Genomic DNA, 19,270 nt, shown 5'->3' on the forward strand with positions numbered 1-19,270 from the left:
TTCCCTAAACGCTTTCTGCTGGAATCCGTCGATGACAATCATGAATCGCGGCCGCGGTAGACTGCTCGTCGTCGACGACGTCGCAATAAATCGGGACCTGTTAAGCCGGTATTTCGGCGCACGGGGCTTCCAGATCGCCGAGGCGGACTGTGGCTTGACGGCGTTGAACATAATCAAGCAGCAGCACATCGATGCCGTGTTGCTTGACATTATCATGCCCGAGATCGACGGCATTGAGGTATTGAAAAGAATTCGCGCGTCCCACACGCAGGCCGAGTTACCGGTCTTGATGGTAAGCGGGAAAAGCGCACATCAAGATGTCAGGCTTGCGCTTGACCTTGGGGCCAACGATTACGTTACCAAGCCAATCGATCTCGCCGTCGCTTTGACCAAGCTGCAGCACGCGCTTGGTGTGCTTCCGAACCAGCAAACCAAACCGCAAGTGCCGGAAACGGCGCGCGCGGACCACGTCAACGAGGCCAACGCTCGGGCGCCGGATGCCGGGACCCCGCAGAGTGCGGCGACACAATTTCGCAAGGAAAGCGACCCTGCCGATACCAAACATCTCACCGGGAAGGACGCGAAAAACGTCCGCGCTGTAGCACAGAATGTTCGCAAACATAGGGAATTGCGCAGGAAGGCGCGACGGCAATTGCAAGGCGCCGCATGGATCCTCCTAGACAATCAGATACCGCCAATAAAATGCGCGATGGTTGATCTCTCGGTAGCAGGCACCTGTGTTGTTCTCCAAAGTGAAGAAGACTTACCGAACCATTTCGCCTTGCTCCTCAACGAAACTGGCAGCGCGTGGTTCAATTGTCGCCTCGTCTGGCGAACCGGATTGAAAGTCGGTATCGAGTTTACCAGCGGATTGAACGAAAGCAGCAAGGAGCCAACGAAGACTGGCACGTCTGTCGACTTGTTGCTCTGACCATTCTTTATCCTCAGCTCGTACCTCTTCTGGAAACCGCGCCGTCGTCTCCGCGACCTGAGCGGTCCCAATCGCCGAACGATCAATGCGCAGCGCGACTGGCTGATTGAAGCCGCGTCTGAAAGCGCCGGGCGCGCCGCTCGACGTTCGGGGTCGTTGATGTTCGTTCGGGGTCAATCGCGTCACTTTGGCTGCATACCGGTCACTTCCGGTCTACCCCCTATCTCCGGACATGGCGCTGCACCGCAATAGCTGACGCTAAGTGCCAAGAACAGCCATCAAGGTGCTTGAACAAATGAACGAAGCCGCCAACTAAAGCGGCCTAAGCAAACGTAATGCCGATCCTATTTTCTTTCCGCCAAACGACCCGGCACCTCCGCTTCAGATCATCCGAAACAATGATCAGATTGAATTCGACCGGAATGCCGACCGGGCTTTCAACGGAAAGAGCAGCACCGGTCTCCGATAGATTGCGAACAGTGCAGTCGATAACGCCGCCGCCGAACTCAATTTCTCCGGCCTTAAGCACTCGCTTCCGGGGGGCAGCTCGGTGGTTTTCCATTCCGCAAAATACCACAGAAACCTAATTGATTAATAAGTCCGGCGACCTGTGGCGGAGTGATCGTCCACAGAAATACTAAGAACATTAAGAGGTTTTTAATATTGCATAACCGACCGCACGCCAATCACCACCGCATCTCTGATCGGTTCGCGCTGAGATCTTGGGTCGGGTACGCACCCCCGTACGGTAACTACGGGTAGACAATTCTTGTGAGCCGCGCGCGCAGATGCGGCTTCCTGCACCACTGAAATCTCCATCAAGCGCAAGCACGGCTATCGGCCATGCGGCTTGGCCCTGTCTCAATCGGCGCGGCGCCCTTGCAAGGCTGCCAGAGGAACGTCGAGTTCGTACACGATGCCCTCCGGCTCATATCTCAATCGAACATGACCATGAAGCTGATCGGCAAGGCGATTGATGAGGCGTGTCCCGAAACTGCGCCGAGTCGGCTCCCGGACCACCGGTCCCCCACTCTCGGTCCATGTCAGCTTGAACCGTTGCGCTTTGTCATCGACTATCGAGGTGATGTTGATGTGTTTCCGGATGATCTGTTAGGGCTAGCCGAAGAAGGAAGGTACACAAACTCTGCCAAGGCGATAACACCATTGGCCATGTATCGGTTCCCGGTGTCCGCGTTGCGGAGTCAGCTTGCGAGAGACGCCGACTTAGAATTCGGCGTTATCTGCAAGCTCATCCACGAACTTCGTGAGACACAGCGTCACGCGTTTCTCCTTGCTCGGAGACGAGCTCTCTCTAGAGTAGTGATCTTCCTTCAGTTATTGGAAAACCTTCAGGTCGCCAGAGGCAAACGCACGGCCGAGATATATCTGCCGATGAACCGGACGGATATTGGTCAATACCTTGGAATATCGCTTGAGGCCGTGAGCAGAGCGTTTCGGGGTTTGACCGCGCGCGGTATCATCAAGAGCCGGGACCGACAGCATCTAAAAATCGCCGACCGGAGCACGTTCAACAAGATTGCCGCTGATACGACGAACGCTCCTTAGATCGACGACGCGGTGATGACCAGCTTTCCAGATTCGAGGTTCATCATTCTGGTGAACTTCCGTTGCATCCTGCCCGCCACGCCCCGACTAACATCATGAACTCGCGTCGCCACATTTAGCCGTCCCCAGAACCTCAGGGCCACGCGTTGTGCGATTGATAAGTCCAGCACTTCGCAACCGGCCAGCGAGTAGCAAATTGCACCTGATCATCCTCGGACGCGGTCAGGTTTGATGTCTCAGTTGGGTCATCATTCGCGACGATTTTTGCTGGTCCGTCGATGTCCGCTCAGCGAGCAACTCCGGAGATCCTGGCTATCAGGCTCAACCGGCCAACCTGAAATTCCGGCGTATCCCGCCGGGTTCACCAAATGCGCTCCCGCGCCGCCGCTGGCCAGCCGATGTTGGGGCGGCAAGAGCCTTCCGGCCACCGGATGCGGTCGACCGCAACGTCATCGAGGCGTTCCGCGAGCACGGCACGACGGCGTCGGCCGCCGGCGGGGATTTGCTCTGAGCGCAATGATGGCCTCATCCCGAGAGGCGCATTATTGCGCGCGTCTCGAAGGATGGGGCCGCGCTCTTTGCGGGATCACCGCTTCAGGTTCTCGATCAGCATGGCCATGCCCTGGCCGCCGCCGAGGCACATCGATATCACACCGTACCGTCCCCGCGATGCCGCCAGATGATGCATCGCCGTGATCGTCATGCGTCCGCCCGTCGCGCCGGGCGGATGACCGATCGAAATGCCGCCGCCATAGAGGTTGGTGCGCTCGCGCGGAATGCCGAGCTGCCTTTCGGCATGCAGATTGACCACCGCAAACGCCTCGTTGATCTCGAAATAGTCGATATCGGAAACCTCGAGATCGTTGCGCTTGAGGAGCTTGTCGATCGCCGGCACCGGCCCCGCGCCCATGATCCGCGGCGGCACGCCGACCGCGGTCCAGTCCCTGAGCAGCGCCTCGCCTTCGAGACCCTTCGCCTCGGCTTGCGCCCGATCCGCCACGATCATGAACGCTGCCCCGTCGGTGACGCCGGATGACGAGCCCGCCGTCACGCGCCCGCCGTCGCGAAACGCCGGCTTGAGTTTCTGCAACTTCTCGCGGGTCACATCGGGCCGCGGAAATTCGTCGACTGCGAAGACCCGCCGGCCCTTGCCGTCCGGCACCTCGATCGGCTGAATCTGCTGCGCGAGGAAGCCCGACTTGATCGCCGCTGCCGCACGCTGCTGGCTCATGTAGCCCCAGTCATCCATCGGCTCGCGCTCGTATTGATAGTCGTCGGCGAGATTTTCAGCCGTCTCGCCCATGTATTCCTGGCTGAAGGGACAGCGGTACGCCCAGTCGAGTTGATCCTCGAGCGTCATCGGACCGCGTTGCGTGCCGTAGCGCGCGGTCGTGACGACGTGCGGCATCCGGCTGTAATTCTCCGCCCCACCGGCGAGCGCGATCCTGCTCTGGCCTTCCTTGATCTGCTGGCTTGCGGAGATCAGCGCCTGCAAGCCGGTTCCGCACGCCCGGATCACATTGAGCGCCGGCACCTCTTCCGGCAAGCCGGCCTTGATTCCAATGACGCGACCGCCGAACAGACTATCGCGATCCGGAAACAGCGTGCTGCCGAAGACAAAATGGTCGATATCGTCTGCCTTCAACCCGGAACGTTGGATGGAGGCTTTCGCCGCATGGGCGGCGAGATCGGTCAATGGCACCTGACGCAGCGATTTTCCGAAGTCGCCAAAGGGCGTCCGCGCGCCGGCCGCCAGCACGATATCTGTCATTGAAATCTCCCGGTCGAACGTCAGGTCAATTTAACGGGCAACGCTGCCAGGCCCCGTAGAATGACGGAGTCGGTCCAGGTCGGCGCCGTGTCATCTGCGAGACGGATGTCGGGAAACCGCTCCGCCAGCCGCTTCACGGCAATCTGTCCTTCCAGCCGCGCCAGCGGCGCCCCCAGGCAAAAATGAATGCCATGGCCAAACGTCAGATGCGGGTTCGGCACGCGGCCGATGTCGAAGGTCTCGGGGTTCGGGAACTGCATGCCATCGCGGTTTGCCGCGCTGGTGAACGCCAGCACCCGCTGACCCTTCTTCAGGCAGCGCCCGCCAAAATCGACATCGGCGGCAGCGATGCGGGCCAACGCGCCGCTCGGGCCGTCATATCTCAACCACTCCTCGATCGCCGTCCCGACCAGCGCGAGATCGCCGGTCAGCCGCTCCCATTGGTCGCGAAACCGCATCGAATGATACAGGCCGTTGCCGAGCATGTTGGTCGTGGTCTCATGGCCGGCGAACAGCAGCAGGATGCAAGTGGCAATCACCTCGTCATCGCTCAGCGCGTCCCGCTCGCCGTGCGATGCAACCAGCTGACTGATGAGGTCGTCACGCGGTTCGACCCTTCGTTCGGCCATGAGGTCGCGGAAGAAATCGGCCATCGCCCGCGCGCCGGCCTCCGCGCGGGCGTATTTGTCGGCCGACGCCCGCGATATGCCGATGAACGGCGCAATTTCGTCAGACCAGGCCTTGACGCGCCTCAGGTCATGCCGCGGAACGCCGAGCAGGTCCATGATCACGGTCGCCGGCAGCGGGTAGGCGAAATCGGCGATCCAGTCGACGGTTTCGCCCGACCGCTCCTTGGCGGAAAGATCATCCAACAGCATCGCAACGAGACTTTCGATGCCGGGAGCCAGCGACTCCACCGAGCGTGTCGTGAACTCCCTGGTGAACAGCCGTCGCAGCCGCGCGTGATCGGGCGGATCGCGAAACACCATCCAGTTACCGAGATAGGTCAGCAGGTTGGTAAACGTGCCGCGCCTTCGGTCGTTGGCGGCAGCGAACACTGGCGTGAGGCGGTCGGCCGAAATGGCCGAATTGTCGAGCGCGATCGCTTTCACATCGTCATAGCGCGTGACGATCCACGCCTTCATCGGCTCCGACCAATGCACGGGGTCTTGCTCGCGCAAACGGGCAAAGAGCGGAAACGGATCGGCGTTGGTGTTGGCGTCGGCGAAATCGATCTGCAGCAACCCGTGACCTCCCCGGATCCGAATACTTGTACCCAACCGAGCAAAGCCGGGCAAGATCGTCCAAGCAGGCCTGCCAAGCGCGACGGCTATGGCGTCAGTTTCCCGCCGTTTCCCGCTTGACCGCCTGCCAGCCGATATCGCGGCGACAGAAGCCTTCGGGCCATTTGATCTTGTCGACCGCGGCGTAGGCGCGGGCTTGCGCTTCGGTAACTGATTTTCCCGTCGCGCAGACGTTCAGCACGCGGCCGCCATTGGAGAGAATCCTGCTGCCGTCGGCTTTGGTCCCGGCATGGAAGATCTCCACGCGCTCGACCCTGGCCGCATCGTCGAGACCTTCAATGACAAAACCCTTGCCGTAGTCGCCGGGATAACCCCTGGTCGCCATGATCACCGTCAGCGCGACGTCGTCGAACCAGCGCAGGCTGAAGTTCTTCAACTGGCCGTCGGCGCTGGCGATCAGCGCCGGCACGATGTCCGACATCATCCGCAGCATCAGCACCTGGCATTCGGGGTCGCCGAAGCGGGCATTGTATTCGACGAGTTTGGGGCCGTCCTTCGTCACCATGACGCCGGCATAGAGCACGCCCTTGTACGGCGAGCCCATGGCGGCCAGCGCGCGCAGCGTCGGAGTGATCATCTGCTCCATCACTTGCGCGCGGATCGCCGGCGTCAGCACCGGCGCGGGCGAGTAGGCGCCCATGCCGCCGGTGTTCGGTCCCAGGTCGCCGTCGAAGGCGCGCTTGTGGTCCTGCGCGGTTGCAAGCTCCAGCGCGTGCTCGCCGTCGCACAGCGCGAAGAACGACGCCTCCTCGCCCTGCATGAACTCCTCGATCACCACCTCGGCGCCGGCCGCGCCAAGACCGCCGCCGAACATCATGTCGACCGCGTCGATCGCTTCGGGTTCGGTCATCGCCACCACCACGCCCTTGCCGGCCGCAAGGCCGTCGGCCTTGACCACGATCGGCGCGCCCTGCGCCCGGATCCAGGCCTTTGCCTTCCCCGCGTCGGTGAAATGCTCGTAAGCGGCGGTCGGAATGTTGTTGGCGCGGCACAGCGTCTTGGTGAAGCTCTTCGAGCTTTCGAGCTGCCCGGCCGCTTTGGTCGGGCCGAACGCCTTGAACCCGGCGGCATTGAGATCGTCGACGATGCCGGCCGCGATCGGCGCATCCGGTCCGACCACGACGAAATCGACCTTGTTGGCCCGGCAGAAATCGATCACTGCGGCATGGTCGGCGATATCAAGCGCCACGCATTCGGCGTCCCGCGCGATGCCGGCATTGCCCGGCGCGCACCAGAGTTTCGTCACCAGCGGGGAAGCGGCGATTTTCCACGCCAGAGCGTGTTCGCGGCCGCCGGAACCGAGCAGGAGGATGTTCATGAGATGGTGCCGGATGAGGGTGTGCGGGTCGGAGGCGCACGGTTTAGCACGGCGCCGGGGCGCCGCAACAAAGACCCCGATCAGGTGTGGATATGTGCCCGCCCGCCCAGACGGTCGCGCCAAACCCTTGCGCAAGCGCGCAAAAAGCCCGATTCTAGGCGCCAATGCCCGTACCCGACACCCTACCCAACGCACCGGAATTCACGGTGTCCGAACTGTCTTCCGCGCTGAAGCGGACGGTGGAGGATGCCTATGGGCATGTCCGGGTGCGCGGCGAAATCTCCGGGTTCCGCGGGCCGCATTCCTCCGGGCACTGCTATTTCGCGCTGAAGGACGAGAGCGCCAAGATCGAGGCGGTGATCTGGAAGGGCGTGCATGGCCGGATGCGGTTCAAGCCGCAGGAAGGCCTCGAGGTCATCGCCACCGGCAAGCTCACCACCTATCCCGGCTCGTCGAAATACCAGATCGTGATCGAGGCGATCGAGCCCGCCGGCATCGGCGCGCTGATGGCGCTGATGGAAGAGCGCAAGAAGAAACTCGCCGCCGAGGGACTGTTCGACGAGGCCCGCAAGCAATTGCTGCCGTGGCTGCCGGAAGTGATCGGCGTCGTCACCTCGCCGACCGGGGCCGTGATCCGCGACATCCTGCACCGGCTGCAGGACCGCTTTCCCCGCCGCGTGCTGGTGTGGCCCGTCAAGGTGCAGGGCGAGGGTTCGGCCGAACAGGTCGCCGCCGCGATCCGCGGCTTCAACGCGCTGCCGGAAGGCGGCAGGATACCGAAGCCGGATCTTCTGATCGTCGCGCGCGGCGGCGGCTCGCTGGAGGACCTCTGGTCGTTCAACGAGGAAATCGTGGTCCGCGCCGCCGCCGAAAGCATGATCCCGCTGATCTCGGCGATCGGCCACGAGACCGACATCACCCTGATCGATTTCGCCGCCGACAAGCGCGCGCCGACGCCGACCGCCGCCGCCGAAATGGCGGTGCCGGTGCGCGCCGAACTGTTCGTCGAGGTGTCCGCGCTGGCGCGGCGCACCATGCTGTGCTGGCAGCGCGCCCAGGAAGGCCGCCGCAACGAGTTGCGCGCAGCTGCCCGGGCGCTGCCCGCCGCCGGCGAGTTGCTGGCGATCCCGCGGCAGCGGCTCGACGGTGCGACCAGCGCCCTGCCCCGCGGCCTCAAAGCCAATACGCACGCACATTTCCGCCGCTTCGCGGCCAGCAGCGCCAAGCTGACCTTGCGCGTCCTGCATGCGCAGGTCAGTCACGCCGCGCAACGGCTCACCATCAACAGCGAACGGCTGAGCCTCAGCGCGCGCTCGCTGGTGCGCCGCCGCCGCGATCGTTTCGCCGGCCTCGAGATTCGCCTGAAGGCGTCAAAACTCTCCAATGCGCAGGCGCAGCGCCAGACCATCGCGCGCCAGCGCGAGCGCACGCTGCGGCTGGCCGAGCGCGCGCGGCGCGCGGTCGCCACCGTGATGCAGCGGCTCGACGCGCGGGTCGCCCATAGCGGGCAATTGTTGTCGGCGCTGTCCTACCGCGGCGTGCTGGCGCGCGGGTTCGCCCTGGTGCGCGATGAGCAGGGCCAGCCCGTGCATGCCGCGGCCGAGATCGGCCCGGGCGCGTATCTCGACATCGAATTCGCCGACGGCCGCGTCGGCGCAACGGCGGATGCAGACCGGCCGGTGGGGACGCGTCCGGTGAAGCCGGTAGCGAGCGAGCCGAAGGGCGCAGCGCCGAAGCGCGCGGTCAAGCCGGCTGGGCAGGGAAGTTTGTTTTAGGGGCTGCGTTCGTCCCTACTTCCCCCTATCGCGCCAGCCATTCCTTAACCCGCCTCACCGAGTCCGCGCGCGCTGCCGGATCCGCGCCTAGATGGCCACGCTCCGGCAATGCGGGGTCGGCCGCGGCGCCGATCGCCTGCGGCGGAAGATTGGCGCGGTCGAAATCGTGCAGCGCGCCGGGATAGACCACGATCCGCGCCAGCGCGCTGCGGCCGCGCGCGCCGTCGACCATCTGGCGGCAGGCCGGCGGCGAACTGATGTCGTCCCGGGCGCCGATCAGCAGCAGCGTCGGAACCCGTGCGCTCCATCCGAGGCCGGACGAGATCCGGCAGTCCGGATAGAACGCGATCGCCGAGCGGAAATCCGGCTCGACCTTGCGCGTCGGCGATTGCGGACGCACCGCCCACAGCAAGGCGCTGGCGCCCTCCGCCCATCCCATCAGGCTGATGCGGTCGCGCGCCGTCCAGGGCTGCTGCTGCAGCCATTGCCGCGAGGCCATGATATCGGCCACCCGCTCACGGCGGGCGTGGACGCGGCGCTCCTTGACGCGGCACTGCGGCCCCAACTCGCGCGAACCGTAGCTGTCCGGCAGCAGCACCGCCGAGCCGCTCTTCAGCAAGGGCTCGGCCCAGTCGAGATAGCGCCGCTGCACCGGCCCGGAAAGGCCGGCGAGGCCGCCGCAGCCGTGCAGCGCGATGACGACCGGAAACGGGCCGTCGCCGTCGGGCTTGTACAGCTGCGCATGGAGCGCGCCGCCGCTGAAGGGGATGTCGACCTGATGCGGCGCCGGCAGCGGCGCTGCATCAGCGGCAGCCGTCAGGAAGAGCGTCAGGAATGCAGTGGCTGAGATAAGGCGCATCACGTTCCGGGTTGCCACGAGGACAGCGGTCCAGACGATCCAAGCCTATCATGCGTCAAAAGCCTAAAATCATCACAAATCGGTGGGTTTGACGGGCGGACACATGCGACCTATCTGTGATAGATCGCATGCTGGAAAAGCAGTTAGCCTGCGCCCTGAATCCCAGGGGACTGGCCGGAGACGTTCAACCGTGCTGAATAAATTCGGCCCCTCGGGCCATGGCGAAGCCCAGGTGCAATATCTCGATGGCGACTTCCGCGTGATCTCGCCGGGAACCTATGTGCGCTGCGCGGTGACCGACGCGCGGATACCGCTCGACGAGCTGAAATACTGGAGCGTCGACCTGCAGGAGGCCTACGCGATACCGAACGCGGTGCTGCAGCGGCATTATCCGGCGGCGGTGAAGGGTTGAAGGTATTTGGTCGTCCCTGCGAACGCGGGGACCCATACGCCGTGCCGTCTCGTTACGGCAATACGGTCGAGACCTTCTTCAGCAACAGATGACCGGGATTATGGGTCCCGGCGTTCGCCGGGACGACCAGAGTTTTTGCTGAACTTCTTCTCTCTCGCCTTGAACAGCTGACCGCTCGCGAACTTGCGCAACCCCGCGGCATCGTCGAACTCCAGCGTCACCGCGAACGGCACGATGCCGTGCGCCCAGGACGGAATCCCCCCGGCCGTCCGCAGCCGCGCCAGATCCTTTTCCGTCGTCACCGACGTCAGCCCCTCGCGCGCGGCTTCGGCGATCAGCGCCTCGATCTCGCCCTGCGAAAACGGGTGATGATCGGCAAAGGCGCGCTCCCGCACCACCTCGATTCCACTGGCGCGCAGCGTCCGGAAGAAGCGGCCGGGATCGCCGATGCCGGCGAAGGCCAGTACGCGCTTGTCGGCAAGTGCGGCTACCGAGGCGTCGGTCGGCTTCAGGCGTGCCGCGAACACCGGTCCGCCTTGCGCGGCGATCGCGGCGGCGACGGCGTTGGCGGCCGCGCCATTGCCGATCACGATCAGCGCGTCGGTGCGGGCGAGCTGCTGATGCAGCGGCGCACGCAAGGGTCCCGCGGGAAACACGCAGGCGTTGCCGAGACCGCGGTCGCTGTCGATCACGATCAGCGAAGCATCCTTGGCGACGGCGGGATTCTGAAAGCCGTCATCCATCAGGATCACGCTGGCGCCCTGCGACCGCGCCAGGGCGACGCCATTGAGGCGATCGCGCGCCACCGCCACCGGCACCGTCGCGGCCAGCATCAGCGGCTCGTCGCCGACATCGGCGGCGGCGTGGCGCGCAAGGTCGACCATGACCGGGCCGCGCAACCGGCCGCCATAGCCGCGGCTGAGCACGACCGGCGTCTCGCCGAGATCGCGCAGCAATCGCGTGAGGGCCAAGACGGTGGGGGTCTTGCCGGCGCCGCCGGTGTGATAATTGCCGACGCAGAGCACGGGGATGCCGGCATCGAAACCCTCGCGCTGCATGCGCTGGCCCGCTACCGCGCCATAGAGCGCGCCAAGCGGCAACAGCAAACGCGAAATCCAGGACGGGGGCCGGTGCCAGAAGGCCGGCTCACGCATTGGCCGCTCCCATCTCGAGCCGCAACTGCAACAGATAGGGTTCGAGTGCCGTCAGCGTGCGATCGAGCGCGCCGCCGAGCTGTTCGACCACGCGCGCCGAAGCCGCCACCGACTCGTCGCGCACCGCCGGATTGGCCAGCAACTGGCCGAGCTGCTTGACCAGCGCTTCCTGGGTGTCGGCCTGCCTGGCGCCGCCGGCGCGATCAAGCGCCTCGTAGACGTCGGTGAAATTGAACACGTGCGGGCCATGGACGATCGACGCGCCGAGCTTGACCGCCTCGATCGGATTCTGCCCGCCATGCGGCACCAGCGAGCCGCCCATGAACACGACCGGCGCCAGCCGGTAGAACAATCCAAGTTCGCCCATGGTGTCCGCGACGTAGATGTCGGTGGTCGCCGTCGGCAATTCCTCGCGCGACCGCAAGCCTGCGTGCAGGCCGCAAGCCTCGATCGTGCGGGCGATCGCCTCGCCGCGATCGGCATGCCGGGGCACGATCACGGTCAGCAGCGAGGGAAAGAATCCCGCCAGCGTCCGGTGTGCCTCACACAGGATTTCCTCCTCGCCGGGATGAGTCGACGCCGCGACGATGATCGGACGGCCGCGCGTCACCGAAATCAGCCGCTCCAGTTTGGCAGGATCGGCGGGCGGCGCCGGCACGTCGAGCTTCAGGTTTCCCGTGGTGACGACGTTGCGGCTGCCGAGCGCGGCAAAGCGTTCGGCGTCGAGCTTCGACTGGGCGAGACAGACCTCGAACTTTCCGAGCAAAGCCGAGATCGTGCCGCTCATCCGGTTCCAGCGCGGAAACGAGCGCTGCGACATCCGGCCGTTGATCAGCACCATCGGCAGCCGCCGAGCCGCGCTCGACAGGATCAGATTGGGCCACAGGTCGGATTCGATGAACAGCGCCAGCGAAGGCCGCCAGTGATCGAGAAAGCGCCCGACATAGCGCGGCGAATCGTAGGGCACATATTGATGGATGATATCGGCGGGGAAGCGCTTGGCGACGATATCGGCCGAGGTCACCGTGCCCGACGTCAGCAGGATTCGCAGATTGAGCTCCCGCAATCGTTCTATCAGGCCCGCGGCCGCCAGCACTTCGCCGACGCTGGCGCCGTGAATCCACACCAGCGGCCCGTGCGGCCGGACATCCGCACTCATGCCGCGGCGCTCGCCGACCCGCGCCGGATCCTCCTTGCCCTGCTTCAGCCGCCGCTTGATCAGCGCCGGCGCCAACGGCATCATCGCCGAAGACAGCTTCCGGTAAACCCGCAGCGTCATCGGCAGGGGGTTAGTCAAGGCCTGCCTCCGGGCGGCCGACCATCGCATAGGCGCGGCGGGCCGCTTCGTTCAAATAGCCCTCGAGCTGGAGGCGGCACTTTTCCATGGTTTCGGCATCGGCATCCGGCGGTACGATCACCGCGTCGACGCCGGTGACTGCACCGCGGCCGAATGGCAAATTGATGGTGGTGCGGTCCCAGTTGTTCAACCGTATGAAACGGCTGGTCACCATCGCGAAGGGCACGATCGGCCGGCCGGATTCCCGCGCCAGCATGATGATGCCGAGCCCGGCCACCCGCGAGCGCTTCGGCACGTCGGCGGTGGATGCGACATTGTACCCCTCCTCGAGCGCCTGCACCATTTGCCTGAACGCGCCGACGCCGCCCTTGCGGTTGAAGGCGCCGCCATGATCGCCGGAGCCGCGGATCGTCTCGATGCCGAGCCGTTCGGCGGCGATGGCGTTGAACTCACCGTCGCGATGCCTTGATATCAGCACCTTGGCACGATGGGTTGCCTTGGTCTTGACGAAGGGGGTGAGGAAATGCTGGCCGTGCCAGAATGCGAAGATCAACGGCTGGTGCGGTTCCGCCATTTCATAGATGTTGGGCGGATCGAAACTGAACCTGTTGGTCAGCCAGACCAGCCGCAGGTATTCGGCCGCGAGAACACCCACCGCGCGCTGAATCCAGCTGCTGCGCAGCACATTGCGAAGAAGCTTTTTCAACGGGCAGGCTTCGTGTCTTGACCCGGATCGAGCAGCCGGTGGAGGTGCACGACGAAGTAGCGCATATGGGCGTTGTCCACGGTCTGCTGCGCCTTGGCTTTCCAGGCCGCATGTGCCGACGCGTAACTGGGGAATACGCCGACGATCTCGACGGCATCGAGATCCTTGAAGGTGGTGTGTTCGAGGTCGGTCAACTCGCCCCCGATGACGAGATGCAGCAATTGCTGCTGGGCACTATCTGGCATGTTTCTTTTCCTAATGCGGTGCCCGGCAAAGCAGCGGCGGTCTTAACACGTATCGAGTCGTGACGCGTATCGTGGGACGCTCAGGGCAGCGGATGGTTGCGGAAATGCTCGACAATGCGCGCATGACGATCGCGTCCCGCGGCCACCAGCACCCCGTGCGTCACTTCCCGGCGATTGTAGAGGATCGGATCCCCCGAGAGCGCGGTCATGTTACCATTCGCTTCCTGCACGATCAAATTGGCCGCGGCAAGGTCCCAGTCACGGCTCTGGCCCCCGGCAAAAGCAGCTTCCAGGCCACCATGTGCGACCCGGCACAGCCGTAGCGCCAGCGACCCGATTCGGGGGTGAAGCACCGTGTCTCCGGACGAGGCGTTGAGCCGTTCCACCAGCGGCTTCGGACCGGCAACGCGAGAAAAATCCAGCTCGGCGCCGGTTGCCGCACCAACGGACACGCCGTTCAGCGTCGCGCCCTGCCCGCGCACCGCGAAGAAAAATTCGTCGCTGACCGGCACGAAAACCGCCGCCAGCACCGGCGTCGCATCCTCGACCAGCGCCACGCTGACGCACCAGTCCTCGCGGCCGGCGAGATAACCGCGGGTGCCGTCGATCGGATCGACGATCCAGGTCAGCCGCTTGCCGAGACGCTTGTCGTCATCGACGCTTTCCTCCGACAGCCAGCCATAATCGGGTGTGGCCGTGCGCAGCCTGCTCTCCAGCAGGTCGTTAGTCCTGATGTCGGCCTCCGACACCGGCGACGACGCGCCCTTGGTCCAGTTCTTCAGTTCGGTACGGAACAGCGACAATGCCAGCGCGCCGGCCTCGCGCACGCTATCGGTGAGCAAGGCGGCATCCCGCGCCAGCATCTCGCGCGTCAAGATCCCGTCGTGCACGCGCTCGGCGCTAACGTCCGCCAAGCGTCAGTCCCTCGATGCGAACCGTCGGCGCATTGACGCCGTAACGGAATTCCAGATCGTTGGCTGGAATCATCGACTTGAATATCTCCAGCAGATGCCCGGCGATGGTGACCTCGCTCACCGCATAGGTGATCTCGCCATTCTCGATCCAGAATCCGGAAGCGCCGCGGCTGTAGTCGCCGGTGACGCCGTTGACGCCGGAGCCGATCAGGTCGGTGACGTAAAAACCCTGCTTGATGTCGGCAATCAGCTCGGCCGGCGTGGCTTCGCCTGCCTCCATATGCAGATTGTAGGATCCCGGCGAGGGCGACGAGGACACGCCGCGATGCGCATGGCCTGTGGTGACCAGCCCGAGCTCGCGTGCGGTCGCGCAATCCAGCAACCAGGAGGTCAGCACGCCCTCGTCGATGATCGCGAGCTTCTTCACCTTGACGCCCTCGGCGTCGAACGTCTGCGAGCGCAGGCCGCGCACCCGCAACGGATCGTCGATGATGCGGATGTTCTTCGCAAACAGTTGCTGGCCGAGGCGATCCTTCAGGAAGGAGGTCTTGCGCGCGATCGAGGCGCCGTTCACCGCGCCGACGAGATGGCCGACCAGCGAGCCGGAAACCCGGGGGTCGAACACCACTGATACCTTGCAGGTCTCGACCTTGCGCGGATTGGCGCGCGCGACGGTGCGCTCGCCCGCTCTGCGGCCGACGCTTTCGGGCGAGGCGAGATCGGAAGCATGCGGCGCCGAAGTGTAGTCGTAGTCGCGTTCCATGCCGGTGCCGTCCCCTGATATCGCGGTCATCGAGATGCCCTGGCTGGAGCGCAGATAGGAGCCGTGAAAGCCGGTCGAGGTCACCAGCACCATGCCGCCGATGCCGGTCGAGGCCGATGCCCCGCCCGATTTGCTGACGCCCTTGACCGCGAGTGCAGCGGCTTCGGCTTCGCAGGCGCGGCGTTCGAGCTCGGATGTCGAAGGAACCCTGGGATCGAGCAGATCGAGATTGGGAAAATCGCGCGCCAGCAACGACGGATCGGCGAGCCCGACATACTTGTCGTCGGGCGCCACCCGCGCCATCGCGACGGCGCGCTCGGCCAATTTCGCGACGCCATCGCCGCTGACGTCGTTGGTGGAGACCACCGCCTGGCGCTGTCCGACCAGCACGCGCAGTCCGACATCGTCGCCCTCGGAGCGTTCGGATTCCTCGACGCGGCCGTCGCGCACCTCGACACCTTGCGAGATGCCGCGCATCGCCACCGCATCGGCGGCATCGGCGCCGGCGCGTTTGGCCGCCTCGACAAGACGTTGCGCCAGCGTGCTCAGCGCCGATTGATCGAACAGGTCGGAAGAGGCGGCTTTCGAGGAAAGCGCCGATGCGGCGGATGGTGAAGAGATCACGAATAAAATCCCTTGGGATTGAGGAGCATTCAAGGGGCGTCGAGGAGCGCCCGAAAGCAAATCAGCAGACCCTTCAGATGTGCCTGATTCACAGCGATTTCAAGCATTTGTTGCAGCGGAAAGCGAATGATTTTCGGCATGCCCGCAAGGTCTCGTCAATCATGTCGGCCAAGGACTTGTCAATCATGCAAGCGGGTGACGGCGGATTAACCAGCCTTTTTAAGCGAATCCGGATCGGGCTCGGCTACGGTCTCACACATCGACCGGGAACATAATCCCGGCGGGGAGATAAAAGCCGTGAGGCGTCAAACAGCAACAAGCGGGATCAATCCCGCCGGGTCGAGCCGCGCCTTGCGGCTCGACCCTCTTTCCCTGCCCGTCCGCTTCGATGCGCATGATACCCGCGCAGATGGCGGCGTGCGGAACATCGAACTTCATCGCGAACGCGTCGTGCTGCGCCGTGCCGTCAGCGGCATGCAGATGGCGATCAACGTCCGTGTCAGCGATTTTCTCGGCGTCGCGCTGCGCGGCATCGACGAAGCGCAGATGCTGGTGCTGGTGCATCGCGATCCCTCATTGTCGATCCCCTTGTGCGTCAGCTCCGACCGCGAGGAAATCGCCGCCGCCTGGCAGATGTGGAGCGAGATCTTCGCGCTTCCGCAAATAAAGGAAGACAAGACGCGCGAACCCGCGCCGCGGCGCCGGCGTCACAACGCTATCCGCGCCCGGCGACCGAAATTCCTGGTGCGGCGGCGGGCCGGAGGTCTGATCAATCCGGCCAATATCCATCAGGGCGAGCGCGAAATCATCGCGCGGAATTGAGTTCGGCTTTCATCTTGCGGAGCATACCGACGTCATCCGAGGGGCGCGCACTTTGCGCGCCTCGAAGGATGGATGCGCGCACCGGGACTTGTCATCGTTCGAGGCTTGCCGAAGAGGCTCGCACCTCAGGATGACGACCAAACTAGTTTGCCCGCATCACCGCGTCGGTCAGTAAGCCCGCGAACAGCAGCAGGCCCGCATCGCGGTTGGATTTGAACAACCGCAGGCACAGCGCGGGATCGGAAATCTGCAGCCGCCGGATCTGCCAGACCAGATGCACGGCGAATGCGGCTAGTCCGATCCAGGCCGGCCATCGCGCGGCACCGAGCGCCAGTGCCGTGCCGATCAAGACCACCGCCAGGCTGTAGAAGATCGCCAGCGCCAGATGGGTGCGCGCGCCGAACAGGCGCGCAGTCGATTTCACGCCGATCAGCGCGTCGTCCTCGGCGTCCTGATGCGCGTAGATGGTGTCGTAGCCGATCACCCAGGCGATCGAGCCCGCATAAAGCGTCAGCGCCGTCGCATCGATCCGTCCGAGGATGACTGCAAACCCCATCAGCGCGCCCCAGGAGAAGGCGAGGCCAAGCACAATCTGCGGCCACCAGGTAATCCGCTTCATGAACGGATAGACCGCGACGATAACCAGCGAGGCGATGCCGGTCATGACCGCGAAGCGGTTGAACTGCAGCAGCACCAGCAATCCGGTCAGCGCCTGGGCGACCAGAAAGACCGCCGCCTGCCACACACTCACCTGTCCCGCCGGGATCGGCCGCGACCGCGTCCGTTCGACCCGGGCGTCGAGATCGCGGTCGGTAATGTCGTTCCAGGTGCAGCCGGCGCCGCGCATGACGAACGCGCCGAGGAAGAACAGCAGCAGGATCAGGGGTAATTGGCCGACAGCGCCGGTGATGCCGGCGGCCAGCGCGGCCGACCACCAGCACGGCATCAGCAACAGCCATGATCCGATCGGCCGGTCGAGGCGGGAGAGCCGCAAGTAAGGCCTGGACCACGGCGGCGCCCTGGTGTCGACCCAGTTGCCGGTGGCGTCGGCAACTGGCGCCGCCGCGCCGTTCATCTGGTGCGGGTCATCGCGTGAGGACGTTGCCGTTCAGCGTGTCGAAGGTGCTGCCGCCTTTTCGCACGGCGGTGGCTTCCGGCGCGGCGGCCGAGGAGCCCAGCACTTCGCTCAGGCTCGGGCCGGCGGGACCTTTTTGTTGCACCTGCTGTGCCATCGCGCAGACTTTCTTCTGCATGTTCTCGGTGTTCTTGTGACCGGTTTTCATCTGGTCGGCGACCGACGGCGGAATTCCGCATCGGGCGGCGTTGGATTCGACGAATTTGATCATCTTGATTTCGGACTGGCCAAAATTGCCGATCAGCTTGCAGGCTTCTTCCGGCCCCGCCTTGCGGTCGCCGGCGGCCTTGATCAGCTTGCCGCGCTTCTCGGCCTCCTCGCGCAACGGCATGAACTTCTTCATGCAGTCATCGGGAGGACCGCCTGCCTGCGAGGGAGGTGCCGGGCCGCGCTCGAACGCGGAGCCGGTGATCGGCGCCGCACCCGTCGCCGGAAACGGACTGGGACCGCCGACGGCAGCGGCGGGAGCCGCGCCACTGACCGGCGGGAACGGCGAAGCGTTGCTCGGCGCGGCCTGGCCGGGCAGCGGCGCCGGGAACGCGCCTTGCGCAAAACCCTGGCCGGCATGGCAGGTCACGAGAGCCACGGTGAGCGGCACAATCAAGCGGCGGATGATCAAAGCTGTTCCTCCGGCACGGTCGAACGGTCCCCGACGTCTTCCCAATGGAAGCGCGATTCAGAATGAGGGGCTTTTTACGATTCCTGCCGGCTCTTAACAACCAGCCGAATTTGGCAACAGCGCGGCGTAGAGCCGCGCTGGACGGCATTATTTGGGTCAATTGGGCTGCTTTGGGCTAAAAGGCAGCCCCGATTGGAACCTTGACCATGCCTCAACCCGATTTTCGCAGCCCAAGGCTGTTCGTCGATGCCGCGCTGGCGTCCGGCGAAACGGTCCCGCTCGAGCGCAACCAGAGCAATTACCTCGGCAATGTGCTGCGGCTTGCCGCTGGCGATACCATCCTGGCCTTCAACGGCCGCGACGGCGAATGGCGGGCGGTTATCGCCGGCCGCAAACGGCCGGACAGTCTCGTGATCGCGACCCGGACCCGGGAGCAGGATCGGCTGCCCGACATCGCCTACGTCTTTGCGCCCTTAAAGCATGCCCGGCTCGACTATATGGTGCAGAAGGCGGTCGAGATGGGGGCCTCGGCGCTGCGACCGGTGTTGACCCGCTTCACCCAGGTCTCGAGGGTCAATAGCGAGCGGATGCGCGCCAACGTCATCGAGGCCGCCGAACAATGCGGTATCCTGAGCCTCGCTGAAGTCGCCGAGCCGGTGCCGCTCGATCGCTATTTGAGCCAGCGCGACGCCCAGCGCCTGCTGGTATTCTGCGACGAGGCCGCGAACGCCACAGATCCGCTGCGGGCGCTGCAAATTGAGCCGGCGGGACCCCGCGGCATCGACATCCTGATCGGCCCCGAAGGCGGATTTGCCGGGGAAGAGCGCGAAATGCTGCTCCGGCAGCCGCAAATCCTGCGGCTTTCGCTGGGACCGCGGATCCTCCGGGCCGATACCGCTGGCGTGGCGGCGCTGGCGCTGGTGCAGGCGGCGCTGGGCGACTGGACCGGACCCGGCCCGGCTGGCCAGAAAACCGCGCCTACAACGGCGTCGCCATAAAAATCTCGAAAACAACCCCATGAACAGTAGGGATGCCCTTCTGGCTACGGCATTTCT

The 19,270-nt window shown here is 64.5% G+C and carries 19 protein-coding genes; 6 read left to right on the plus strand and 13 right to left on the minus strand.

The window, feature by feature from the left end:
* On the plus strand, positions 1 to 931 hold a 931-nt coding region (locus tag Q8N40_RS21905), incomplete at its 5' end, for a response regulator (protein WP_305713286.1).
* Positions 932 to 1,253: 322 nt separating this feature from the next.
* Here the strand turns inward: Q8N40_RS21905 and Q8N40_RS21910 are convergent.
* Positions 1,254 to 1,493: a PilZ domain-containing protein gene (locus tag Q8N40_RS21910; protein ID WP_305321831.1), complete on the minus strand. Its 240-nt coding sequence runs from the start codon at positions 1,491 to 1,493 to the stop codon at positions 1,254 to 1,256.
* Between the two features lie 389 nt (positions 1,494 to 1,882).
* Between Q8N40_RS21910 and Q8N40_RS21915 the strand changes: the two genes are divergently transcribed.
* Entirely contained in the window at positions 1,883 to 2,497 is a 615-nt protein-coding gene (locus Q8N40_RS21915; RefSeq protein ID WP_305713287.1) for a Crp/Fnr family transcriptional regulator, read from the plus strand.
* 586 nt (positions 2,498 to 3,083) lie between these two features.
* On the opposite strand, the gene Q8N40_RS21920 is transcribed toward Q8N40_RS21915, so the two are convergent.
* The 3 genes from Q8N40_RS21920 to purD form a co-directional block, all read right to left on the minus strand.
* Positions 3,084 to 4,268 (minus strand): thiolase family protein, encoded by a 1,185-nt coding sequence (locus Q8N40_RS21920; protein ID WP_305713288.1) that lies wholly within the window; start codon positions 4,266 to 4,268, stop codon positions 3,084 to 3,086.
* Between the two features lie 20 nt (positions 4,269 to 4,288).
* Positions 4,289 to 5,512 carry a cytochrome P450 gene (locus Q8N40_RS21925; protein WP_305713289.1) on the minus strand — a complete coding sequence of 408 codons (1,224 nt, stop codon included), beginning with the start codon at positions 5,510 to 5,512 and terminating at the stop codon, positions 4,289 to 4,291.
* Between the two features lie 94 nt (positions 5,513 to 5,606).
* A complete protein-coding gene (gene purD, locus Q8N40_RS21930) occupies positions 5,607 to 6,890 on the minus strand; it encodes a phosphoribosylamine--glycine ligase (protein ID WP_305713290.1) in 1,284 nt (427 codons plus the stop codon).
* Positions 6,891 to 7,054: 164 nt separating this feature from the next.
* Between purD and xseA the strand changes: the two genes are divergently transcribed.
* On the plus strand, positions 7,055 to 8,665 hold the full coding sequence (gene xseA / locus Q8N40_RS21935) for an exodeoxyribonuclease VII large subunit (protein ID WP_305713291.1): 1,611 nt from the start codon (positions 7,055 to 7,057) through the stop codon (positions 8,663 to 8,665).
* A gap of 25 nt (positions 8,666 to 8,690) precedes the next feature.
* Here xseA and Q8N40_RS21940 read toward each other — a convergent pair whose 3' ends face one another.
* Positions 8,691 to 9,524 carry a dienelactone hydrolase family protein gene (locus Q8N40_RS21940; protein ID WP_305321837.1) on the minus strand — a complete coding sequence of 278 codons (834 nt, stop codon included), beginning with the start codon at positions 9,522 to 9,524 and terminating at the stop codon, positions 8,691 to 8,693.
* 190 nt (positions 9,525 to 9,714) lie between these two features.
* Between Q8N40_RS21940 and Q8N40_RS21945 the strand changes: the two genes are divergently transcribed.
* Positions 9,715 to 9,936: a DUF2093 domain-containing protein gene (locus Q8N40_RS21945; RefSeq protein ID WP_305713292.1), complete on the plus strand. Its 222-nt coding sequence runs from the start codon at positions 9,715 to 9,717 to the stop codon at positions 9,934 to 9,936.
* Positions 9,937 to 10,034: 98 nt separating this feature from the next.
* Here Q8N40_RS21945 and lpxK read toward each other — a convergent pair whose 3' ends face one another.
* From lpxK to Q8N40_RS21975, 6 genes are all read right to left on the minus strand, one after another.
* On the minus strand, positions 10,035 to 11,090 hold the full coding sequence (gene lpxK, locus Q8N40_RS21950; protein WP_305321839.1) for a tetraacyldisaccharide 4'-kinase: 1,056 nt from the start codon (positions 11,088 to 11,090) through the stop codon (positions 10,035 to 10,037).
* Positions 11,083 to 12,417, minus strand: coding sequence for a 3-deoxy-D-manno-octulosonic acid transferase (locus Q8N40_RS21955; protein ID WP_305321840.1), 1,335 nt, complete (start codon positions 12,415 to 12,417; stop codon positions 11,083 to 11,085). The genes lpxK and Q8N40_RS21955 overlap by 8 nt, the downstream gene beginning before the upstream one ends.
* Positions 12,380 to 13,093 (minus strand): lysophospholipid acyltransferase family protein, encoded by a 714-nt coding sequence (locus Q8N40_RS21960; RefSeq protein ID WP_305321841.1) that lies wholly within the window; start codon positions 13,091 to 13,093, stop codon positions 12,380 to 12,382. The genes Q8N40_RS21955 and Q8N40_RS21960 overlap by 38 nt, the downstream gene beginning before the upstream one ends.
* The gene (locus Q8N40_RS21965; protein WP_305321842.1) at positions 13,090 to 13,338 is read right to left on the minus strand and encodes a DUF4170 domain-containing protein; all 249 of its coding nucleotides are present in this window, start codon (positions 13,336 to 13,338) and stop codon (positions 13,090 to 13,092) included. The genes Q8N40_RS21960 and Q8N40_RS21965 overlap by 4 nt, the downstream gene beginning before the upstream one ends.
* Positions 13,339 to 13,418: 80 nt before the next feature.
* Positions 13,419 to 14,201: a 3'(2'),5'-bisphosphate nucleotidase CysQ gene (locus tag Q8N40_RS21970; RefSeq protein ID WP_305713303.1), complete on the minus strand. Its 783-nt coding sequence runs from the start codon at positions 14,199 to 14,201 to the stop codon at positions 13,419 to 13,421.
* A gap of 37 nt (positions 14,202 to 14,238) precedes the next feature.
* Positions 14,239 to 15,639 (minus strand): TldD/PmbA family protein, encoded by a 1,401-nt coding sequence (locus Q8N40_RS21975; protein ID WP_305713293.1) that lies wholly within the window; start codon positions 15,637 to 15,639, stop codon positions 14,239 to 14,241.
* 297 nt (positions 15,640 to 15,936) lie between these two features.
* Here Q8N40_RS21975 and Q8N40_RS21980 point away from each other — a divergent pair, with 297 nt between their 5' ends.
* Positions 15,937 to 16,461, plus strand: a complete 525-nt coding sequence (locus Q8N40_RS21980) for a DUF6101 family protein (RefSeq protein WP_305321844.1) — start codon at positions 15,937 to 15,939, stop codon at positions 16,459 to 16,461.
* Between the two features lie 142 nt (positions 16,462 to 16,603).
* Here Q8N40_RS21980 and ubiA read toward each other — a convergent pair whose 3' ends face one another.
* Both ubiA and Q8N40_RS21990 read right to left on the minus strand, forming a co-directional pair.
* Positions 16,604 to 17,536 (minus strand): 4-hydroxybenzoate octaprenyltransferase, encoded by a 933-nt coding sequence (ubiA, locus tag Q8N40_RS21985; RefSeq protein WP_305713294.1) that lies wholly within the window; start codon positions 17,534 to 17,536, stop codon positions 16,604 to 16,606.
* A 10-nt stretch (positions 17,537 to 17,546) separates the two neighbouring features.
* A complete protein-coding gene (locus Q8N40_RS21990; RefSeq protein WP_305321850.1) occupies positions 17,547 to 18,212 on the minus strand; it encodes a hypothetical protein in 666 nt (221 codons plus the stop codon).
* 209 nt (positions 18,213 to 18,421) lie between these two features.
* Between Q8N40_RS21990 and Q8N40_RS21995 the strand changes: the two genes are divergently transcribed.
* Entirely contained in the window at positions 18,422 to 19,213 is a 792-nt protein-coding gene (locus Q8N40_RS21995) for a 16S rRNA (uracil(1498)-N(3))-methyltransferase (protein WP_305713295.1), read from the plus strand.
* Positions 19,214 to 19,270 lie beyond the last annotated feature (57 nt).

The sequence above is a fragment of the Bradyrhizobium sp. genome (assembly GCF_030693485.1).
Taxonomy (GTDB): Bacteria; Pseudomonadota; Alphaproteobacteria; order Rhizobiales; family Xanthobacteraceae; genus Bradyrhizobium.